Genomic DNA, 18718 nt, shown 5'->3' with positions numbered 1-18718 from the left:
AAACAAGGGCGTACTCTCGGATTGAGATTACGCCCTCACTGTGTTGGTTATTTAACCCCTTATTCGTATCGTTTTCAGTTCCTTAATCCACTTCACATCCGCGCCCAATGACTCACTAACAAATCGTAAAGGCACCATCGTTTTCCCATTGATCACCACTGGTTCTGTCTGCAGCGATTTTTTCGTTCCATTCACAATTCCTTCTGTATGATCCAACCGCAGTTGGATATGTTCCTTATCCGTTTGCGCAGTTATCGTTCGTGTACTTGCATTCCAAGTTACGTCAGCGCCTAAGGCTTCAAAAATATCTCTCATCGGAACCATTGTCACTCCGTTTATCATTACCGGCTCCTGTTCAAAGCGCTGTTTATTTCCGTTGATGAAAACTTGAATTTCGTCAGGTATTCCAGCTTCTTCCTTCTCTCCTACAGCAATAAGCCCCATAACATGTGACAAAACATACACGACGCCGTCTTCGTCGACCATGATTTCGTTGAAGGAAGGCCCGTATCTATCCCATACCAGAATTAAGAACATTTCATTCCCGTTTTTGTCGATCGCATAGGTGTTCTGTGCATTATCCGAGAAATATACATTTCCATTATGGTCTGTCACTAATTCATAGGTGTAAGTATAATCCCACTTCATTTTGTATTCCCAGAGCACTTCACCGTCCTTGTTTACCTTTTGGACGCCTTTTTCTAATTGTATGTAGTAATTTTGTTCACCGTCATGAGGCAAGTAAGCATCTAAAATCTGCGGATCGGGTTCCTCTAATCGTTGTTTTTCCCCCGTTCTTGTATCAATCGTCGAAACGGTAAATACTTTTTCATACATGATATCATAAAGCGTTTCCCCATCCTTGGACAGGTACAGCTCCCCATTCGATAATGTGCTTTGCCATAAGAGATTCCCGTTCAAATCAAGCGCGTATACTTTATCGTCAAATGTAAGGGCATAAATATGGTTTTGGTCCGTAACAAGCTTGTAGATATTACTGGTTTTATTAATGAATGCATTGGGACTTTTTTCACACAAATAAAAAGTTTCTTGATCCCAGCAGTATTGTTCTTCTCTATATTCCGAGAATTCCCGGTTTGCCCAATTGATCTCGCCGTTGGAATTCACGGAAATGATCCCTTCATTCGATACGGTAATCAGGTTCCCTTCAGCATCTCCGGCAAAAATCGTGAAGTCAGGAAATTGAAGATCCGTCCGTTTGAGCGTTGTTTTCCAAACCAGATCTCCTTGAAGATTGAAAGTATAGATGTCTCCTACGAAATTACCGAAGAGATCCGAATCTTCAAAAGCAAATAACAGTTGATTCGGGCTCATTTCGGTGTACAGCAGCCCTACCGAGTCGTCATATTCATGTTCCCAAGTGATCCCGCCCGTTTTATTGACCTCAAAAAGCTTGTTCGTATCATTTACGATCATTCCGTTATCGTTTCGGTACAGCTCCAATGGGATTGACGAATCAACCTGCCATTTCAATTCATATTGATCCGCACCCCGTAATTCGACATATTTGCCATAACCATTATCAAAGGGTAAATCGATCCCTTGATCTGATGGCAATCTAGTGATCCCCTTTGCTGCAATGTCTGCGTGTGTCTGGAACAACATGATAAAAAATAACAAGATGATCGTTGCTTGTCTAACGAAGCGTGAATAATACATCGGTTTTCCTCCTGAGCTGTTCGGTGTTATTTGTTCAAATACTTCTGTCATTTGTATCCTTTTTAAGATTCTCCTCCCGCTCCGCTTTTACCTTTTTTTTCTTGCGCGGGTAAAATTAAAGGACAGTCGATGCGTCGACTGTCCGATTCATAGGTATTGTTATCTCCTGTTATAAGCTTGCCGATGAAAGGAAGAAATCATTTCGAACAGCTTCTCGCCGGACCTGGGCAGCTTGCTATTCGGTTGAAACCAATAATACATCGCCAGGTAAGGTTCAGGCACCCATATGTATTGATGAATATAATCCGTTCTTGTAAATCCACCCTTTTCCCAATAACGGATTCGTTGTTCGTTCTCCCTGGTAGGTTCCGCTTCGACTTCCACAAGCATTCCTTCCAGCCCAATGACACGGGCCCACTGCTCGATCTTCTGCAGAAATCGCTGTCCAACCCCCTCTCGCCTCCTTTGTGGAGACACAGCTAAATAATCAATCAGCAGCACCTTCCGGCCGGCGACGAGTCCGGATATCGCCATGGCGACCATTCCGTATTCATCGACTCCGACATGGAGATAACATATTCCTCTGTCAAGCATGCTGCGCAGCAGCTTTTCCGGTTTCCTTCCTTCCTCCGCAAAGCCTTGCTTATAAATATCCATCGCGTAAGGCCAGAGCGCTTCATCCAGCTTGTCATACGTCATGAACTCCACTTAAATACCCCCTAATTCATCCTTATTATGTGCTCCCTTTGACTATGTCATCTTGGATAACCCAATCATACTACCTCACGTTACCAAAACAAAAAAGACTCCCTCAGCCATCTGTCTGAGAGAGTCCCTAAGATACACCGTTAGATGATAATCGATATTTGTTCTGCAGCCGAGCGGCCAGGAGCCAGTAACGAAGTTAAAGGATGCTTTCTCCCATTCACATAATCTTTCAACATTTCTGCAGCGATCATGCCGTAGACGGTTCCGTTGCCGCCGCAGCCTAAAGCGTGGAATATTCCAGGCTGCTCCACATCCTCCCCAAGATAAGGAAGTCCATCTTCAGATTCACCGAACGTACCGCACCAAGCATATTCCGCTTCGAATCTCGAATCTGGAAACAGTTTTTGAAGCTCTGTTATCAATAGATCTGTTCTAACCTTTAATTCGTGTTCAGCCGTTACCGGATCCTGCCGCTCTTCATCTAACCCTCCTGCAATCACCCTTCCATCAGGCGTCGTCCGGAAATAAAAGTAAGGGCGGGCTGTCTCCCACATCATGTAATCACCTGGCCAAGACTCGGGTACAGCATTCGCTGCGGTAGTCATAGCATAGGAGCGTTGCAAGATCGGCTTTATTCTTGAAGGATTGTTGATTCCGGGAAGATACCCACTGGCACGGACGATATAATGGGCTGAGATCTCGCCACTTTCAGTATGAATGATGAATGCCCCATTTTTCCTTTGAATCTCCTGCACCCGCGTATGCTCAAATACTCTTACCTGATTCCAGGCCGCTTGTGCGATCAAGCCGTGAGCAAAGCGGACAGGATTGATCTCCGCATCTCCTCTTGTAACCAATGCTGCCTCTTTACGAAAGGGTATGCGACGCGCAAGCGCCTCCGGCAAGTCCCATCCGACAGGGAAAGCATACTTGCTCAGCAGCATATATTCCTTATACAGCTTGGCAGCGTCAATCACGTCATTTGCATAATAGAGGCTCTTGCGCACATGAAATCCGGTATCAAACGGAATGGAGGACGCGAGCTCTGCCAAGGCTTTTAATGCTCTTTGACATTCTTTGTAAAATTGCACGGCCTTCAGCTCGCCGATTTGCTCAGCTAATTCATATAACATGATGTCATTTGAAAATTGAAGAAGGCCGGTATTGGCGGCTGTACTGGCTGATGCGACCTTCCCCCCTTCAACCAGCACGGTAGAAATGCCTGTCTTAGCAAGCACGGCGGCGCATAGCGCACCCGTCATTCCCCCGCCGATAATCGCAACTTGAGTAGAGATCCGTTTATTTAAAGTGGGATAAGAAGGAACTTTCGAAATGGTATGAGGCCAATATAAGCTGCCGCTGTGCAATTGTTTTGATCTGGTTTCCATAGTCGATTCTCCCCTTTGCCGGTTAATGTTGTTATGGATGATTACACCGGCGTAGAGAGGATTGAAACGGAAAAATCCAGGATGCTGCGAAGCAAATTATTCTATGCCAAACATGACGTGATATTAATTCCGCAGCCACGCAATTGCAAGTGCCATCGCCCCACGGGCAGCATTCGTCTCCGCTAAAGCGTTAAGCATCACGAAGTCATGAATTATACCTTGGAATCGAGCGGCAGTAACAGGAACGCCTGCAGTCCGAAGCTTATTCGCATAAGCTTCCCCTTCATCCCGCAGCACGTCGGCTTCAGCTGTAATAATCAATGCAGGTGGAAGACCTTCAAGCTGATCTGTGCTTGCCCGCAGAGGCGAGGCCGTAATCTCCGCCCGCTCCTTCGGATCAGTCGTGTACTGATCCCAGAACCACATCATCGCATCGCGGCGAAGAAAATAGCCTGTAGCAAACTGATGATACGAATCCGTATCAAACGACGCATCGGTAACGGGATAGAATAACAGCTGCTTATGAATATCCGGACCGCCCCGTTGCTTGGCCATAAGGGTGACCGCTGCCGTCATATTGCCCCCGACACTGTCGCCGGCTACGGTGAGCTTATCCGTATCCATCCCATGATTCCGGCCATGCTCAGCCACCCACTTAACGACGGCATATATTTCTTCAATCGCTGTCGGATACTTCGCTTCAGGCGAAAGGCTGTAATTAGGAAATACGACCGCTGCTTGCGCACCGACCGCCAACTCGCGTATAAGGCGGTCATGGGTATGGGCATTGCCAAACACCCAACCGGCTCCATGGATATACACGATAACAGGAAGCTCATTCGGCGTATTTTGCGGCCTTACTATTTTTACGGAAATTTTCCCTCCCGGGCTGACCTCTATCGTCTTGTCCTCCACCCAGACCGGCAATTTATGGACCGGACTTGATTGAACCTCATCAACGGTCTCACGTCCCTTCTCGGGACCGAGATCGAACAAAAACGGCGGATTTGCAGTGTCTTGGGCGAACTTTCGGGCTTCCGGTTCAAGCTTCACTTGATTGGACATTATTCATTCTCCCTTTCTGTTTTGGTGTAATCGTGATCGCATGATTGCGATGACATCCACTCCTACAGCCGATCAGAAAAAAAGTAAGGCTGTTATTCCCCTTTTTACACTTTTTTCCTGACATATAAACATAAGGTCGATCATTCTTATTTGTACATGCCCTGTTACTGCGTTCTAACCAGATACCCGCTCTTTTATTGATGCCGCGCCAATTCTTTCTCAATAACAGATTCCAGCGCTTCTTTACTGCGCACACCTTGTACAACGGTATTTCCAATAATAAACGTCGGAACCGCGGAAATATTGGCTTCGTTATAAGCATGCTCCAGTGCTCTTTCATGGACTTCTTTGTACTTCCTTGTCTTCAGCGCCTCCCGATATTCCATGACATTCAGGCCCACTTTTTCGGCAAGTTTACATAGAACATCAATATTTCCGATATCTAATTCTTCCTGGAAAAAGGCTCTTAACATCCGGTCGTTATATTCATTGCCCTTCCCGTGTTCTTTGGCATATTGATACCCTTCGAAAGCTAAATGTGTATAAGGCTGCGGAGAAACCCTGGGCAGCACGATATGAATGCCCATCTTCTCTGCCATTGGATACACCGATTGCTTCCAAGTGGTCTGCAAATAACTTTCTTCCGGCAGAAGCGTTTTGTTCGGATAGGGGCGAAGCTCATAAGGCATCCATTCTACCTCAACATCCTTTCCCTGAATCGCTTCCTCCAGCGGTTGTTCAGCCAAGAAACAAAACGGACACACATAATCGGAATATACTTTAATCGTTAATGACATACAACTGCCTCCTTCCGCATCTCATGATGACTCACTTTAATCCCACATTATATCGAATACTGCCTAAAATACCAGACTTCAGTGCTGCACCCGTTTTACAGTATATCTTTATAGTCTCTCCCGATAAACTCCTCCAGTATTTTCTTATGGCTCTTTACAATATCCGCAGGCAGTCTGTCCGGATGAAAGTAGTCAAGCTTTAAAGCCTCTGCATGATCGTTGATAAGCTCTCCGGCAGCTTCCTTCGTATAATAAGCGGTTACGACAACATAAAACTGATCACCGTTAGCAGCGACGACAAAATTGTCAGGCCCGGAATATACATTGATTAAGTGGAGATGCCCGATTTTAAGGTTAGTCTCTTCAAATATCTCTCTTCTTGCGGTAATCTCGGTTGATTCTCCCAGCTCCATTAATCCCCCTGGAATCCCCCATTTTCCATAGGGATGCTTTCTTTGCTGCAGTAATATCCTTCCCTCGTTATCTACGATAATGACTACCGCGCCGACCAATATTAAGGGCCTGTGGCCGACAATCGCTCGCAACTCCTCTACATATCCCACTCGTAAACCTCCCGATCAATCGTTTCTTTATCATCCCTTTTAACGATTATACCCGCTAGTCCCTATTATAAAAAACACCTTAATCATAAGTAAACGCCTGCAGCTCAGACATTCACTTACAATATAAGGTGAATTTGATACGAATCTTTTTACTTTACTTCATAATAGGTACGGAGCGCTTCAATGAGGCCGAGCGGATTGCTTCTCAGGTTCTCTGCCCGGAAGAAGATATCCCCTTTTATTTCAGGATGAATCTGGTTATACCTTAGCTGATTAATAATTTCCTGCGAAGATTCCCATCCTGCTTCCTTACCGAGCTTATAAGGGGAGTGGCCGATATACAGATCAACACTTGTTCCCTTCACTTCGTTTGCCCACCAATCCGCAAGCTTGTCATACCGTGCCGGCGAGAAGGTCATGCTCCAATATAGTTGCGGTGCCACATAATCGATCCAGCCATTCCGAATCCAAGTACGGACATCAGCATGCATAGAGTCATAAGCCGTTACGCTTGCTCTCGTATCCGAGCCTGTCGGATCTACCGAGCTGTTGCGCCATACGCCGAATGGGCTGATGCCGTATTCCACATTCGGCTTCGCTTTATGAATCGATTCACCGAGCTGGCGTACGAACTGATTGATATTGTCACGGCGCCATTCATTGCGGTCAAGTACATTTCTGTTGTTGTACAACAGAAATGCCGCATCATCATTGAAAATCATATTCGAAGGATAGAAGTAATCATCCAAGTGGACGCCATCGATGTTGTAATTGTTCACAACCTCCATGATCGTGTCAATAATATGCTGTCTAGCCTCGGGAATACCGGGGTTAATGTAAGGCATCTTCTTTCTTTCCTTGTCTTCTCCCATAACAATCCAATCCGGATGCTGAAGCGCCACATGATTCTCGGCCAGCTTCGACGTATCCGCATTCACTCCCGCCCGGAACGGATTGAACCAGGCATGGAATTCCATCCCGCGGCGATGCGTTTCCTCAATCATAAATGCCAGCGGATCATAGCTTGGCGCTTGTCCCTGCACGCCAGTCAAATAAGCGGACCATGGAACTAATAACGATGGATAGAGCGCATCAGCGGCCGGGCGAATCTGCACAAATACCGCATTGATTCCCATCCCCTGCAAATCATCAAGCAGCCGTTTATAATCCTCTTTCTGCTGTTCTTCATTCCCGTATGATTTCGAAGTCGGCCAATCCAGGTTATAAACCGCGGAGACCCATGCGCCTCTCATCCCGGATACATCCGCATCCGGTACAGTAGGAACGGCTGTTTTCGATTTCAGTGAAATGGATCGTTCTTTCTGATTCCATATGACTTGGAGCCCCAGATGCACACTGACAAAACGAATCGGTACCATAACACGGCCTTGCCTAATTTGAACGCTGTTATCCAGCTTCACGCGGCTGCCGTTTACAACCGCCTCCGTTTGTCCATTTGTCATGGAAATCGTAGAGCCTTTGCCGGAGATCGTCACAGTTCTCGTCGTTTGAGACCAGGTGACGATCGCTCCTAGACCTTCGCTGATAACCCGCAGAGGAACCATTGTCACATTCACTTTAGGGATGATATACGGGGAGACATCGCTGTTAATCCTCTGTCCATCCAATGAAATCATGATGTCCTGGGCGGCATTGGCACGTATTGGCGATAGGATCGATAATAAGCACAGACTCATGATCAATATCGGCAATACCAGCTTCTTGCTGACCTTCATGTTCATTACTTCTCTCCTCTCTCTGATTAAAAACACTCAAGAGGTTAGACGACTTAAAGGATCGGTTTGTTGCGCTATATTTCAACCTTCCTGCATTTTCATCCAATACTTGTGTGGTTAAGGTTGGATACAACAGTGCTACTGCAATGCCATTGAATACCGCGGATACGTAAATGAATGGCCCCACCGCTTGCAGTGCACCCAATAATAATGAAATCTTCTACTTCAGAGAACGCATACAAGCTATTTTCTGAGGTTAAAAGTAAACATACGGTGACGATAGAATACCTTTTAGACGCTTCAACAGAAAAAACCGAACGCAAAGGTTCGGTTTATAATATAAGTGATAATGCCCATTATCTGGTTTCCCGGTGCAGTGTATGCCTTTTAAGCCGCGGGCTGTATTTTCGCATTTCCAACCGGCCGGTCTGCGTTTTTTTGTTCTTCGTCGTCGTATAATTACGATCCCCTGTTTCTGTACATGCCAGGGTAACGATAACTCTCATCTTGTTCACCTCCTTTTCTGCTGTTGTTTGATTAGTTATTCGCGGATTAAAAGTAACTATTACGATTTACTGATATCTTACAGCCGATTAATCGTAATGTCAACTATTAAGGTGACCACCCAAGTAATATAAACGGCCTCAGTCCAATGAAATACAGGGCCAAGGCCAGCTCAGATTCGTCCGGACACACCGGCTGCGGCGTTTTTAGCTGATTAATTCATAAATCCTGCGAGCTGCAGCAGTCTTTTCAAGACTACTACGCCTTCAGCCCGTGTTGTCGAGGCTTGCGGATCGAAGCTGTTGTTCGGGCGTCCTTCCATCAGCCCTGATTCTACGATCAGACTTACCGCCTCTTCGGACCAGGAGGCAATGGTATCACGGTCCCCGAAGCCTTGCAATGCATCATCTAGACTCGTATCAGACGATTCCGCCCCGGCAATATTCATCGCACGGAGCAGCATCACACTGATCTGTTCCCTCGTAATCTCTTCATCCGGCCGGAAATCCCCGTTTCCGAAGCCTTGGATCAGACCCTTGTCAGCCGCTGTACCGACCGCTCCGGCAAACCAATCTCCTGCATTCACATCGTTAAATACCGGAATTTGCGATTGTTCTTTCAATCCGAGCGACCGCACAAGCAGTGCTGCAAATTGTGCACGGGTCAGCGGCTCATTTGGCGCAAATCTGGATTCGCTCATTCCATCCACTAGCCATTTGGATGCGAGCAGCGACACATCATCATTCGCCCAATGCCCGCTCAGATCGGCGAATGTCTTATGGGCGGCTGCAATTATAAACATCCCCCCGTCTGCAAGCATCAATTCAGCCTGGTAACCTTCATCACCTGCTGTAAAGATTGCCGGTACAAAGGCTAGTTCACCGGTATCCGCATCATATGAGAGCGCCGTCGTGCGTGCCGGGTCTACATATAGCGGATTCGGCAGCGTAAATGTCAAATAACCGCCGCTCAGCTGGGCAAGCTCTCTCACCGTTCCGCCGTCCTGCAGCACAAGCCCGATTTCAAACATTTCGCCGATCTTCGAAGCCCCTTCCGCAGATAAGCTGCCGCCTGCCTCATCTTCCTGTTCGGCGTTTGTTTTGGCGATTCTTACTTCCAGTATACTGGCCTCCATATCCTCGGAGATCGCATCCTGCAGCACACGAATCGGGATATCAAGATTTCCCAGTGGCGTCTCGATCACAATCGTACCGTCAGTCAGAAGCTCTGCAGCTTTGCTAATACCGCTGACCGGCAGGTTTAATGTCAGTCCGTCACCAGTATCTTCCACGGAATACGTCAAAACTTTAGTGGAAGCGGCTAACAATTGCTCAATTTCCTCCAGCATCCGATCAAGATCAACGTCAACAACTGTCGATAATCTGCCATCCTCCCCGATCTCCGTACGAATAATTTCCCGCTCAGGTTCTGGAGGCGTAACAGGAGTCACTGGAGGAATATAACCGCCGCTTGACTCTATTCTTGTTATTTCCACCGTCTTGCTGTTCGTTTTCAATCCATCCACAATAACATCGACGGTAACCGTATTCTTGCCCATGGAAAGCGGCACATTAGCCGTAAACACGCCTCTCGCGTCTACCGCTGCCGGCTCCCCGTTCACTAACACACTGGCTTGGCCCGGTCCGAGCACTTCGATCTGTCCTTGCAATGAATAAGAGCCAGAGCTCGTCTCGCGTCCTTCATCGTCGAGTAAACCGCTTAGTACAGCTGCCCGAGCTTGATCTCCGATATTATAGGCATTTGCTACGAGCTGCCGCAAGGTACGGGTACCCGAACGATCCAGCGTGGAAATGACAAAGCCTCCTTGGGGGATGACGCTGTTATTTTCCTCAGGCGCTCCCCAGCTCCAATTGATGGCTTGATTCCGGTTAGCTACTCTCGTTACGTTACCTGCCGCATCCACCACAACCTCAACGCCGAACCGGTTTGTACCCGTGGAGTAGGCGAAGGCATCCGTCATCACGTTAAGATTGTCTTCGACCAGATTGACATTGTAATAATTGCCTTCCAGAAAACTGTCCGGATTGCCCGGCAAGCTCATACCCAGCTGATAATCCTTCACATACAACTCATCCCGCAGCGCCGCTGCTGCGATCGGCCAATTGATCTGGGATGCATCAAACAGCATCAAGCCATTGGTCGTATTCAGGCCTGCCTGGAATACTTCCCGCTGCATCGCCGGGGTCTGCACATTATTTAAAGCAATTCCGGCGTATAACGGTATTTCGCCATTGGTGACGACATTGCCAAGTGTAATATATTTTTCAATTTCCCTGGCCGTCGTCTGATAAGCGCCGATCATCAAGAAATCGAGGTATTCGATATAGCCGGTTTGATAATATCCCGGTGTATAAACGGCTTCATTATTCAGTCCCAATCTTGCGTCATAGCGGAAATTCGTGCTGCCCCAATGCACACCGTTCAAATAATACGTCTCAAACCAAGAGCCCACATAAGAAGAAACTTGAATAATTCTTCCCGTTGACACTTCATAGCTGTCAACAAGCTGTTTTACTTCTCCGAAAAAACTCTTTATCGTCGCAGAACGGAATTCCCACCAATCATTGATGAGCGGACCATCAACGCGTACGTTATTGACATAGCTATAAATGTCCGTGGGCCAATTCTGTAATGTTTTATTTCGGGCCTGGAGGAATGCTTCGAATTTCACCCGGGTCTCATTACTGAAATCAGCGCCTTCATTGTCATACCGTCCCCGGTCATGAATGACCCCATCGACGTTATAGTTTTTGATGATTTCCTCGAAGGTTTTAAGCTGATAATCCCTCACTCCGTCATTGGCAGGGTTCACGAACGCCACTAAGCCCTTTCTAGCGCTCTCACGAAGCCGCTTAATCTCGCCGTTATTCTCTGCATAATAGACTCTCTCTTCCCAATCAAGATGCTGGTCCAGAACGGCAAATTCATTATTGGCGATAGAGCCTTCGGCAAATACATTGATCGCCGCATGGATTTTCATGCCAAGCGCGTGTCCATGTTTGACAAATTCCTCGAGAAGGTCCAGATTCGGATTGGAGCCGGCCCTTGACGGCGTCTTAATCTCACTGATATAAGGTCGTCCGGTTAAATCACTCTTCTTATAGGAAGCAAATCCTTCGACTCCCTTCACGTCAATTGCAATGTCTGTAACTCCGCTGTCCTTCGCTTTCTTCAAGAAATCGTACACCTGTTCACTGGTTTGAAACTTCCTCGCGTTGGCTGCCTGATCGACCCACAGAATGACTTCCTTCTGCGGAGAGAACCCCGGCCTGCTGAAGATGACAAGATGGCGTACATCCTGTTCGATTCCATTCTTGGTCAATTTTACATCGACGTAATTCGTACCGTTCGAGAGTGGATACATATGCGAGAACGTCCCGTCTGCAGCGATTGATACCGCAGTATTATTCAGCGTCAAAGAGAGTGCGTTCAGATCATCAATATTCAAGATCATTCCCGAAATGACAGTCTGGTTGCTCGTGACCGTATAGAATGAATTATTATTCAGGGCAAGCCTCGCGATCAAGCCATTGCCGCTCATTAAGTCCTTAATCGAAACGACTTCATTGTTCTTGCGCAGCTTGATAATGTCGTTCACTTTAAAACTGGTTGCCAAAAACCGTTTAATATTGTTATTGGCATAGCTGGTGTCTTGGGCATAAAGTACGTAACCGCCCTCGGGTATTTCAAGCACCGTCGGTCCCGCCCAGTTAGGTGTTTTTCCGTCAATCGATGGATTAACAACGCTCAGCACCTGATTGTTCGCATCGACTTGAACAGCTACATTGAATTGCGGCACAATAATTGTATTTCCGTAATCTCGCGTAAAGAGTGCAATCACATTGGGGATCCCCGTGACATCTTTATCGATGACATCGATCTTTTGACGGGGGCCGCTGACACCGATGCTGATATCCTTCGGAGCCGCCTCTACCTCGATGTAATCACCGGATTGCCCGGAATTGTCATAGGTCACTGTTATTGCCGTTGTAGCTACCTGCTTATGCCCGATCCAAAGCTCGAGTGTTAATGTATTTGCTCCCGGAGCTAAAAAAACTGTCGGCATAAAGCTTCCGTTTGCCGTTATATTGGCCGCCTGCTGATTGACGGTAAGGCGTAGTCCAATTTCATCCGCGTAATTTGTCACATATCCATTCATCGAAAAAACTGGTGACGTAACCGTAGTTCCCGATGGCGTATTCACTGTCAATCCGGGCTTTGGATTCAAATAATCAACAGCGGTTACCGGCATGCCTCCTTTCTCCAGACTGACAGAATGTCCTTTCTGGTAATGAAGAAATAAAGGTTTCCTGTGAGTGGATGTATCCCATGAGCTGTCCCCCGCGAGCACCACATAACCGCCGGGCGGGATCTTCACATTCTGGTCAACGGCCCATTCTGTCGGCGGATCCGCATCGGGACCATATGCCTCAAGAACATTCCCGTAAGCATCCACTTGGATCGCCACATCATATTGTTTAACCAAGACTTCATCGTTGTACACCGTATTCGTGACATTTGCACCGCTTGTAAATAATGCGGCATAATCTGTAGTTGTAGTATCGATAGCCGTATTAATATAGTTCATTTCAAGCTTTTGCGTGCTGTCCTGTGATACAAGATAAACGCTCTCCGTTACTGTCGACTGCACAGTAGCACCGTTATCTGATACGATATCTTCCGCCGATACTCCCGCAGTAAACGGCGGAAGCAAAGAGACGATCAAGATGAATACAAGAAATGCGGATATGGGTCTCACGAACTGTTTTATCATCACTATAACCACCTTTCATTCCTTCAATTATTAGAAGCTTCAACCTGAGGTTGCTTCTTGCGATAGCAGTTATTCCGGCCATTTCTATTAGATTTTTCCGGCAGCATCACCGCCTTTCATGAAATTAGGGTTCACCATTGTCCATCCGCTAAACCACTTTCAAGCAAACGATTACTAACCTATAAATAAAATTGTAGTGTCAGACTGCTTTTATTAGTAGGCGAGAGTCATTACCATTTATGGTAGTTTGATGCTTGTTTTCTTAAAAACCAATCATTTTATCAAATAAAAAATTCGCCGCCCTGCTTCCGTAAACGGAAGTGGGCGGCGAATCTAACAACAAAGGCAGCTTTAGGAGACCTTAAGATATTAACGGCTTCTTTTGTAATAAGTGAGCGCCAAGGCTAACGCCAGCACGGAGCCTTTCACAATATCCATCGCATAATACGGTACAGACAGCATAATGAGACCATTCTGCAGGATACCGATCAGTACCGCTCCAACAAATGTACCCAGGGCGTTCGGCTTGCCTGCCCCCAATACGGAATAACCGATGAAAGCCGCTGCTACAGCATCCATAAGGTATGGGCTTCCAGCATTTACCTCAGCGCTCATTACGCGCGCGCCGAGAATAATGCCGCCGATTGCGGCGAATAAGGCCGATACCAAATAAGCGATCAACCGGTATCTGCTCACTGCAATTCCTGAAAGCTCTGCCGCTTCCCGGTTACCGCCGATCATATACATGTACCGGCCATGCTTGGTATACGTCAAGAACATATGCACTGCTGCCACAACGAACAGCATAATAAGAATGATCCATGGCACTTGGCCGATTTTCCCGAACAATACCGGAATCTGCCCGGTCGCAAAGCTTCCATCAGGCATGATCATGTTCTGTGAGACGGTAGCTCCTCTCGTATACGTAAGAGCAACGCCCTGAAACACAAACATGGTAGCCAAGGTCATCAGCATATCCTGAATTTTAAAGTTGATAACCAAAAACGCATTGATTAATCCAATGATCAAACAGAATAATACCGTTACAGCAATGCCGACGCCTACGCTCTGCCCATGCCATACAAATAGCGAGATGATGACTGCATTGGCAACGGAGGCGATGGAGCCGACTGATAGATCGAAGCCTCCGACAGTCAGCGAAACCGTGAGCCCGATTGCGATAATCGTGACAATCGAGATGGAACGCAATATATTAATGATATTGGTTGTACTCAGAAAACTATCTGTAATGGTGCCGAATACGGCGACTAACAGCAGAATCGTGATGATCGTTCCATACTTGTATAAAAAATCGAACAAATTAAAAGCAGCCTTATTCCTAACGGGTCCGGATGCCGTTGTCATGTCAACCCGCCTCCTGTGCTGTACAACAATATCTCCTCCTCATCGGTTTGCCGCGTTTCCAATTCCTTTTTGATCCCTCCGTCGTACATCACATACACTCTGTCCGTAATGCCGATGATCTCCGATAATTCACTGGAGGCGTACAAGATGCATTTCCCTCTACGCGCCAGTTCCGTTACAAGTTCAAAAATATCCCGCTTGGCCCCGACATCGACACCTTTGGTAGGTTCATCGAAGATATATACATCCGCATCCGCCAGGAGCCACTTGCCGATCGCTACTTTTTGCTGGTTTCCGCCTGAGAGATTTTGCACCTTTGTTTTTTCGCTTGGGGTTTTGATTCCTAGACTTCGGATGATGGCTTCGGACGCTTCCTTTTCTTTACGCAAGCTTAGCCAAGAACCCCAGCTGCAGAACCGGGAAAGCACGGCTGCGGTCAGATTAGCGGAAACAGGCTCTTCCACGAAAACGCCCTCCTTACGCCGTTCTTCCGGCACAAGTGCAAGTCCCTGCCGGACAGCTTGGTGCGGTGATCCGACGTGAAGCTTCCGTCCTTGAAGCCATATCTCTCCCGAGGCTGTCGGCGAAGCTCCAAATAACGCTCTGCACAGCTCGGTTTTGCCCGCTCCTACCAGTCCGGCAATTCCGACAATCTCTCCCTGGTGAATATGGAAATCGACATGGTTGACTTTGCCCGGATCATGAATACCGCGCGCCTCGAACCATTTGTCGCCAATTGATCGCTCTGTCTGAGGAAACTGCGCTTCCAGCTTCTCCCCAAGCATATACTCGACAACTTTAGGCTGATCCAATTCTGCGATCTTATCTCTGGTCACAAGCCGACCATCCCGCATAATCGTGATATCATCACAGATCTCAAATAACTCCGGGAGACGATGAGAGATGAAGATAATGCCGACCCCTTCCGATCTCAACGATCTGATCAGGCGGAACAATTGCTCCGTTTCATTGTGGCTTAGCGGGGCCGTCGGTTCGTCGAGCACAAGATAACGGCACTGCTTGGAAACGGCTCTGGCAATGAGTACCATTTGTTTCTCTGCAAGCGATAGCTCGTTAACCAGCTTTTTGGAGGATACCCTGACATTCATCTTATCCAGAATACCTTGTGCCGTTTGATGCAGCTGTTTCCAGCGAATGATATGCTTTCCCCGCATGTCGTGCACTGTTTGCTCAATCATAATGTTTTCCCCGACGGTCAAGCCTGATATAAGCGCTGTATCAACCTCTTGGTAAACAATCTGAATACCGTGATCCTTCGCGTCTTTAGGTGAACGGATGTCAACTTGCTTATCGCCAATCCAGATCTCACCGGTGTAATGGTGATACGCCCCGGACAGCACTTTCATGAGAGTGGACTTTCCTGCCCCGTTCGCGCCGATCAGGGCATGCGTCCTTCCGGGGTCCGTGTAAAAATCGACGTCGGTTAAAGCCTGAACGCCCGGAAAGGCGATCGAGATATTTTTCATATGTAAGCGGTATGCCTCCGAGCCATTCATCAAGTCCGCCATCCCTTCCAAACAGGATACGGCGCCCTTATCTGGATGCGATAAGAGCGCCTGAATTCATTATTTGCTGTTAGCTTCCTTCAAAGCTTTCATCCAATCTTCCTCGAATGCATCTGTTGTTCCCCAGCCAGGGATTACGTTAGCCAGATTAACCATATTCACAGCTTCGCCTGATTTTGCCAAGGTATCGCGGTCGATCAGAGCCGCTTCAAGATTGTAAGTTGCCGGCGTTTCTTCTCCAGCGATTTTTTTCGCAAGCAGCCGCACATTGACAGCGCCGATCATTTTCGGATCAACAGCTGCCGTAGCTACCCATGGGCTGTTCTCTTCTTGCATGATCTGCAAATCGGCATTCGAAACGTCGATACCGTAAATTTTGATTTCATCGCGGCCCGCTTCCTTTACAGCTCTAGCTGCACCGATCGCAAATGCATCCCATGTCGCGAAGATCGCGTCAATCTCACCCTTTGGATGTTTGGTCAGCATAGCGGCAACCGCATTTTGCGTTTGAACGGAGGTATCGCTTGCGGCAACACCGAAACGTTCAATTTCTTTCAGGCCGGGATGCTGCTGCAGCATATCCTGATATACTGCATTACGGCGTACCATTGGCGGAAATCCGTCTACCCATAGATAAATAATGTTTGCTTCTCCGCTCTGTTCCTCGACCAGACGATCCAGCGCAAATTGCGCCAATGCTTCGTCATCCTGGGAAGTAAGCGTCACGCCAGGAATGTTCGCCAATTCCGGAACCGAATCAAAGGCAACGACTGGAATTCCTTTGTCGTTAAGCTTTTGAACATCTTCTACAGTAGCCGGGTCATCACCATGTGAAATGATGAAGCCGTCATAGCCGCTTTCCATCGCTTGAGCAATCGCATCATGGAACTTGGCTGTATCGCCGTCTGCGGAGAACGTGTCCACCTGGAATCCAAGTGCTTCACCCTCCTGCTTAGCGCCGGCTAAAAATTGTGCCGTATGGTCATCGCCGCCGATTTTACGGACGACCATTAATTTGATCTGATCTTTTTCAGCAATCGCTGCAGGCAGCTGATCTACCACTTCAGATGGCAGATTCGCTGTTCCGCCCGCATTACCACCGGTGGAAGCTTGTCCGCATCCGGTAACGATCAGCACGACCGCCATCAGCAGTCCAGCCAGTGCACGCAAGTTTTTGTTACGCATTGTTTTCTCCCCTTTTACACTTCATATAATGATGTTTTTTAATATTAGTAATCCTATAGGATATTAAAAGAACAGTCAATAGAATCAAGGTCGAAAGAAAGAGAAAATTAGCGAGAATCCACATAAATTCGAATTTCTTAACATTATATCATAATATCACCCGATTGCAGCGATTGCAGTCCTATTCAGCAAAAGCTAGTAACGTTTTATGGAAATCGATGGTTTTGGTTTCGCCGATAAATGAGATAAAATATAATGTGTTAGTCAAAAATCACCTTCAGGAGGCCTGCCCAATGATTAAACAAATCGCAACCGTGGCGGTGTATGTTGAAGGGCTGATCTGTCTTGGATAGGAACCGGGAAGCATCACCCACATTCATGCAAGGAATCAAAGATTGCGTCCCCACTCTCTTGGGATACATCAGCATCGGTTTTGCAGCAGGGATTGTCGGTACCTCCGCTCACCTCAGCATATTGGAGATCGGGCTGTTATCTGCTCTGGTATATGCCGGCGCATCCCAGTTTATCATCTGCGCTATGCTGATCTCGGCCAGCCCGGTATCCGCGATCATTGCAACTACATTTATTGTGAATCTACGCCATTTTTTGATGAGTGCGGCGCTTGCGCCCCATTTTTCAGCTTATCCGCTGCTCAAAAACATCGGAATCGGTTCACTGTTAACGGATGAATCGTTCGGAGTTGCTTCCAATCGAATAGCCAGAGGTTTTAAGGTGAACGACCGCTGGATGAACGGACTAAATGTCGCGGCTTATCTGACCTGGATCGTCTCTTGCATGGCGGGAGGCTGGCTTGGGAGCTGGATCACCGATCCAGTCGTTTATGGCTTGGATTTTTCTTTGACGGCCATGTTCGTGGCGCTGCTCCTGCTTCAGATCTCAGCCATGCCTTCCTCCAAGCTGAGGTTCTATTTAACCTTAATTATATATGTCATTATTGCGATGTTCGTACTATCTTTCTTTTTCACTACTTATATGGCTGTACTTCTGTCTACCTTGATCGTGGCCACTATCGGGGTGGTGATGGATAAATGAAAGTCGATCTTTCCATACTGCTGATCATATTGGGCTGCGCGCTCGTTACATTTCTCCCCCGGATTCTGCCCTTTGTGCTTGTCCGGAATGTGAATTTGCCCAAGCCCTTCCTGAAGTGGCTTTCGTTTATCCCTGTTTGCCTGTTAACCGCGCTGATTGTGCAAGGGGTCATCAACAATACCGCATCCACTCCAACGATCGATTGGTTGAATCTTGCGGTGATCGTCCCCACCTTGCTTACTGCCTTACGGACGAAGAGCTTGCTGGCCACAGTGCTTGTGGGCATCGCGGCTGCCGCTCTGCTGCGTTGGATCTTTTAACTGATAAAGCACACTATCCTCTAAAAGGACAGC

At 47.3% G+C, this 18718-nt stretch carries 14 protein-coding genes; 2 read left to right on the top strand and 12 right to left on the bottom strand.

Annotated elements, in window-relative coordinates; all coding sequences use genetic code 11:
* Nucleotides 1-51 precede the first annotated feature (51 nt).
* The 12 genes from IEW11_RS16950 to IEW11_RS16895 form a co-directional block, all read right to left on the bottom strand.
* Nucleotides 52-1680 (bottom strand): stalk domain-containing protein, encoded by a 1629-nt coding sequence (locus IEW11_RS16950; RefSeq protein WP_188532252.1) that lies wholly within the window; start codon nucleotides 1678-1680, stop codon nucleotides 52-54.
* Nucleotides 1681-1839: 159 nt separating this feature from the next.
* Complete coding sequence (locus IEW11_RS16945) at nucleotides 1840-2379, bottom strand: GNAT family N-acetyltransferase (RefSeq protein ID WP_229725390.1); 540 nt, start codon at nucleotides 2377-2379, stop codon at nucleotides 1840-1842.
* A 149-nt stretch (nucleotides 2380-2528) separates the two neighbouring features.
* The gene (locus IEW11_RS16940) at nucleotides 2529-3776 is read right to left on the bottom strand and encodes an NAD(P)/FAD-dependent oxidoreductase (protein ID WP_188532250.1); all 1248 of its coding nucleotides are present in this window, start codon (nucleotides 3774-3776) and stop codon (nucleotides 2529-2531) included.
* Between the two features lie 123 nt (nucleotides 3777-3899).
* The gene (locus IEW11_RS16935) at nucleotides 3900-4841 is read right to left on the bottom strand and encodes an alpha/beta hydrolase (protein ID WP_188532249.1); all 942 of its coding nucleotides are present in this window, start codon (nucleotides 4839-4841) and stop codon (nucleotides 3900-3902) included.
* A gap of 194 nt (nucleotides 4842-5035) precedes the next feature.
* A complete protein-coding gene (locus IEW11_RS16930; protein WP_188532248.1) occupies nucleotides 5036-5638 on the bottom strand; it encodes a DsbA family oxidoreductase in 603 nt (200 codons plus the stop codon).
* Nucleotides 5639-5733: 95 nt separating this feature from the next.
* On the bottom strand, nucleotides 5734-6201 hold the full coding sequence (locus tag IEW11_RS16925; protein ID WP_188532247.1) for an NUDIX hydrolase: 468 nt from the start codon (nucleotides 6199-6201) through the stop codon (nucleotides 5734-5736).
* A 149-nt stretch (nucleotides 6202-6350) separates the two neighbouring features.
* Nucleotides 6351-7937, bottom strand: a complete 1587-nt coding sequence (locus IEW11_RS16920) for a family 10 glycosylhydrolase (protein WP_188532332.1) — start codon at nucleotides 7935-7937, stop codon at nucleotides 6351-6353.
* A 356-nt stretch (nucleotides 7938-8293) separates the two neighbouring features.
* Nucleotides 8294-8443, bottom strand: coding sequence for a 50S ribosomal protein L33 (gene rpmG, locus IEW11_RS16915; RefSeq protein WP_188532246.1), 150 nt, complete (start codon nucleotides 8441-8443; stop codon nucleotides 8294-8296).
* Nucleotides 8444-8655: 212 nt separating this feature from the next.
* Complete coding sequence (locus IEW11_RS16910; RefSeq protein WP_188532245.1) at nucleotides 8656-13236, bottom strand: S-layer homology domain-containing protein; 4581 nt, start codon at nucleotides 13234-13236, stop codon at nucleotides 8656-8658.
* A 369-nt stretch (nucleotides 13237-13605) separates the two neighbouring features.
* A complete protein-coding gene (locus tag IEW11_RS16905) occupies nucleotides 13606-14601 on the bottom strand; it encodes an ABC transporter permease (RefSeq protein ID WP_188532244.1) in 996 nt (331 codons plus the stop codon).
* Nucleotides 14598-16118 (bottom strand): sugar ABC transporter ATP-binding protein, encoded by a 1521-nt coding sequence (locus IEW11_RS16900; protein ID WP_229725374.1) that lies wholly within the window; start codon nucleotides 16116-16118, stop codon nucleotides 14598-14600. The genes IEW11_RS16905 and IEW11_RS16900 overlap by 4 nt, the downstream gene beginning before the upstream one ends.
* A gap of 69 nt (nucleotides 16119-16187) precedes the next feature.
* The gene (locus IEW11_RS16895) at nucleotides 16188-17312 is read right to left on the bottom strand and encodes a sugar ABC transporter substrate-binding protein (RefSeq protein WP_188532243.1); all 1125 of its coding nucleotides are present in this window, start codon (nucleotides 17310-17312) and stop codon (nucleotides 16188-16190) included.
* Between the two features lie 378 nt (nucleotides 17313-17690).
* On the opposite strand from IEW11_RS16895, the gene IEW11_RS16890 reads away from it, so the two are divergent.
* Together IEW11_RS16890 and IEW11_RS16885 are read left to right on the top strand one after the other, a co-directional pair.
* Nucleotides 17691-18365, top strand: coding sequence for an AzlC family ABC transporter permease (locus tag IEW11_RS16890; RefSeq protein ID WP_188532242.1), 675 nt, complete (start codon nucleotides 17691-17693; stop codon nucleotides 18363-18365).
* Entirely contained in the window at nucleotides 18362-18685 is a 324-nt protein-coding gene (locus IEW11_RS16885) for an AzlD domain-containing protein (RefSeq protein ID WP_188532241.1), read from the top strand. Before IEW11_RS16890 ends, IEW11_RS16885 begins: the two co-directional genes overlap by 4 nt.
* Nucleotides 18686-18718 lie beyond the last annotated feature (33 nt).

Origin of the sequence: Paenibacillus abyssi, from assembly GCF_014640295.1 — a bacterium.
GTDB classification, from domain to species: Bacteria; Bacillota; Bacilli; order Paenibacillales; family Paenibacillaceae; genus Paenibacillus_D; species Paenibacillus_D abyssi.
This window is presented reverse-complemented; position numbering and strand designations above follow the sequence as displayed.

Bases quoted from the DNA above. Each gene is read 5' to 3' on its own strand.
- IEW11_RS16950 (WP_188532252.1), bottom strand. From the start codon at position 1,680: ATGTATTATTCACGCTTCGTTAGACAAGCAACGATCATCTTGTTATTT.
- IEW11_RS16945 (WP_229725390.1), bottom strand. From the start codon at position 2,379: ATGACGTATGACAAGCTGGATGAAGCGCTCTGGCCTTACGCGATGGAT.
- IEW11_RS16940 (WP_188532250.1), bottom strand. From the start codon at position 3,776: ATGGAAACCAGATCAAAACAATTGCACAGCGGCAGCTTATATTGGCCT.
- IEW11_RS16935 (WP_188532249.1), bottom strand. From the start codon at position 4,841: ATGTCCAATCAAGTGAAGCTTGAACCGGAAGCCCGAAAGTTCGCCCAA.
- IEW11_RS16930 (WP_188532248.1), bottom strand. From the start codon at position 5,638: ATGTCATTAACGATTAAAGTATATTCCGATTATGTGTGTCCGTTTTGT.
- IEW11_RS16920 (WP_188532332.1), bottom strand. From the start codon at position 7,937: ATGAAGGTCAGCAAGAAGCTGGTATTGCCGATATTGATCATGAGTCTG.
- rpmG (WP_188532246.1), bottom strand. From the start codon at position 8,443: ATGAGAGTTATCGTTACCCTGGCATGTACAGAAACAGGGGATCGTAAT.
- IEW11_RS16910 (WP_188532245.1), bottom strand. From the start codon at position 13,236: ATGATAAAACAGTTCGTGAGACCCATATCCGCATTTCTTGTATTCATC.
- IEW11_RS16905 (WP_188532244.1), bottom strand. From the start codon at position 14,601: ATGACAACGGCATCCGGACCCGTTAGGAATAAGGCTGCTTTTAATTTG.
- IEW11_RS16900 (WP_229725374.1), bottom strand. From the start codon at position 16,118: ATGAATGGCTCGGAGGCATACCGCTTACATATGAAAAATATCTCGATC.
- IEW11_RS16895 (WP_188532243.1), bottom strand. From the start codon at position 17,312: ATGCGTAACAAAAACTTGCGTGCACTGGCTGGACTGCTGATGGCGGTC.
- IEW11_RS16890 (WP_188532242.1), top strand. From the start codon at position 17,691: ATGCAAGGAATCAAAGATTGCGTCCCCACTCTCTTGGGATACATCAGC.
- IEW11_RS16885 (WP_188532241.1), top strand. From the start codon at position 18,362: ATGAAAGTCGATCTTTCCATACTGCTGATCATATTGGGCTGCGCGCTC.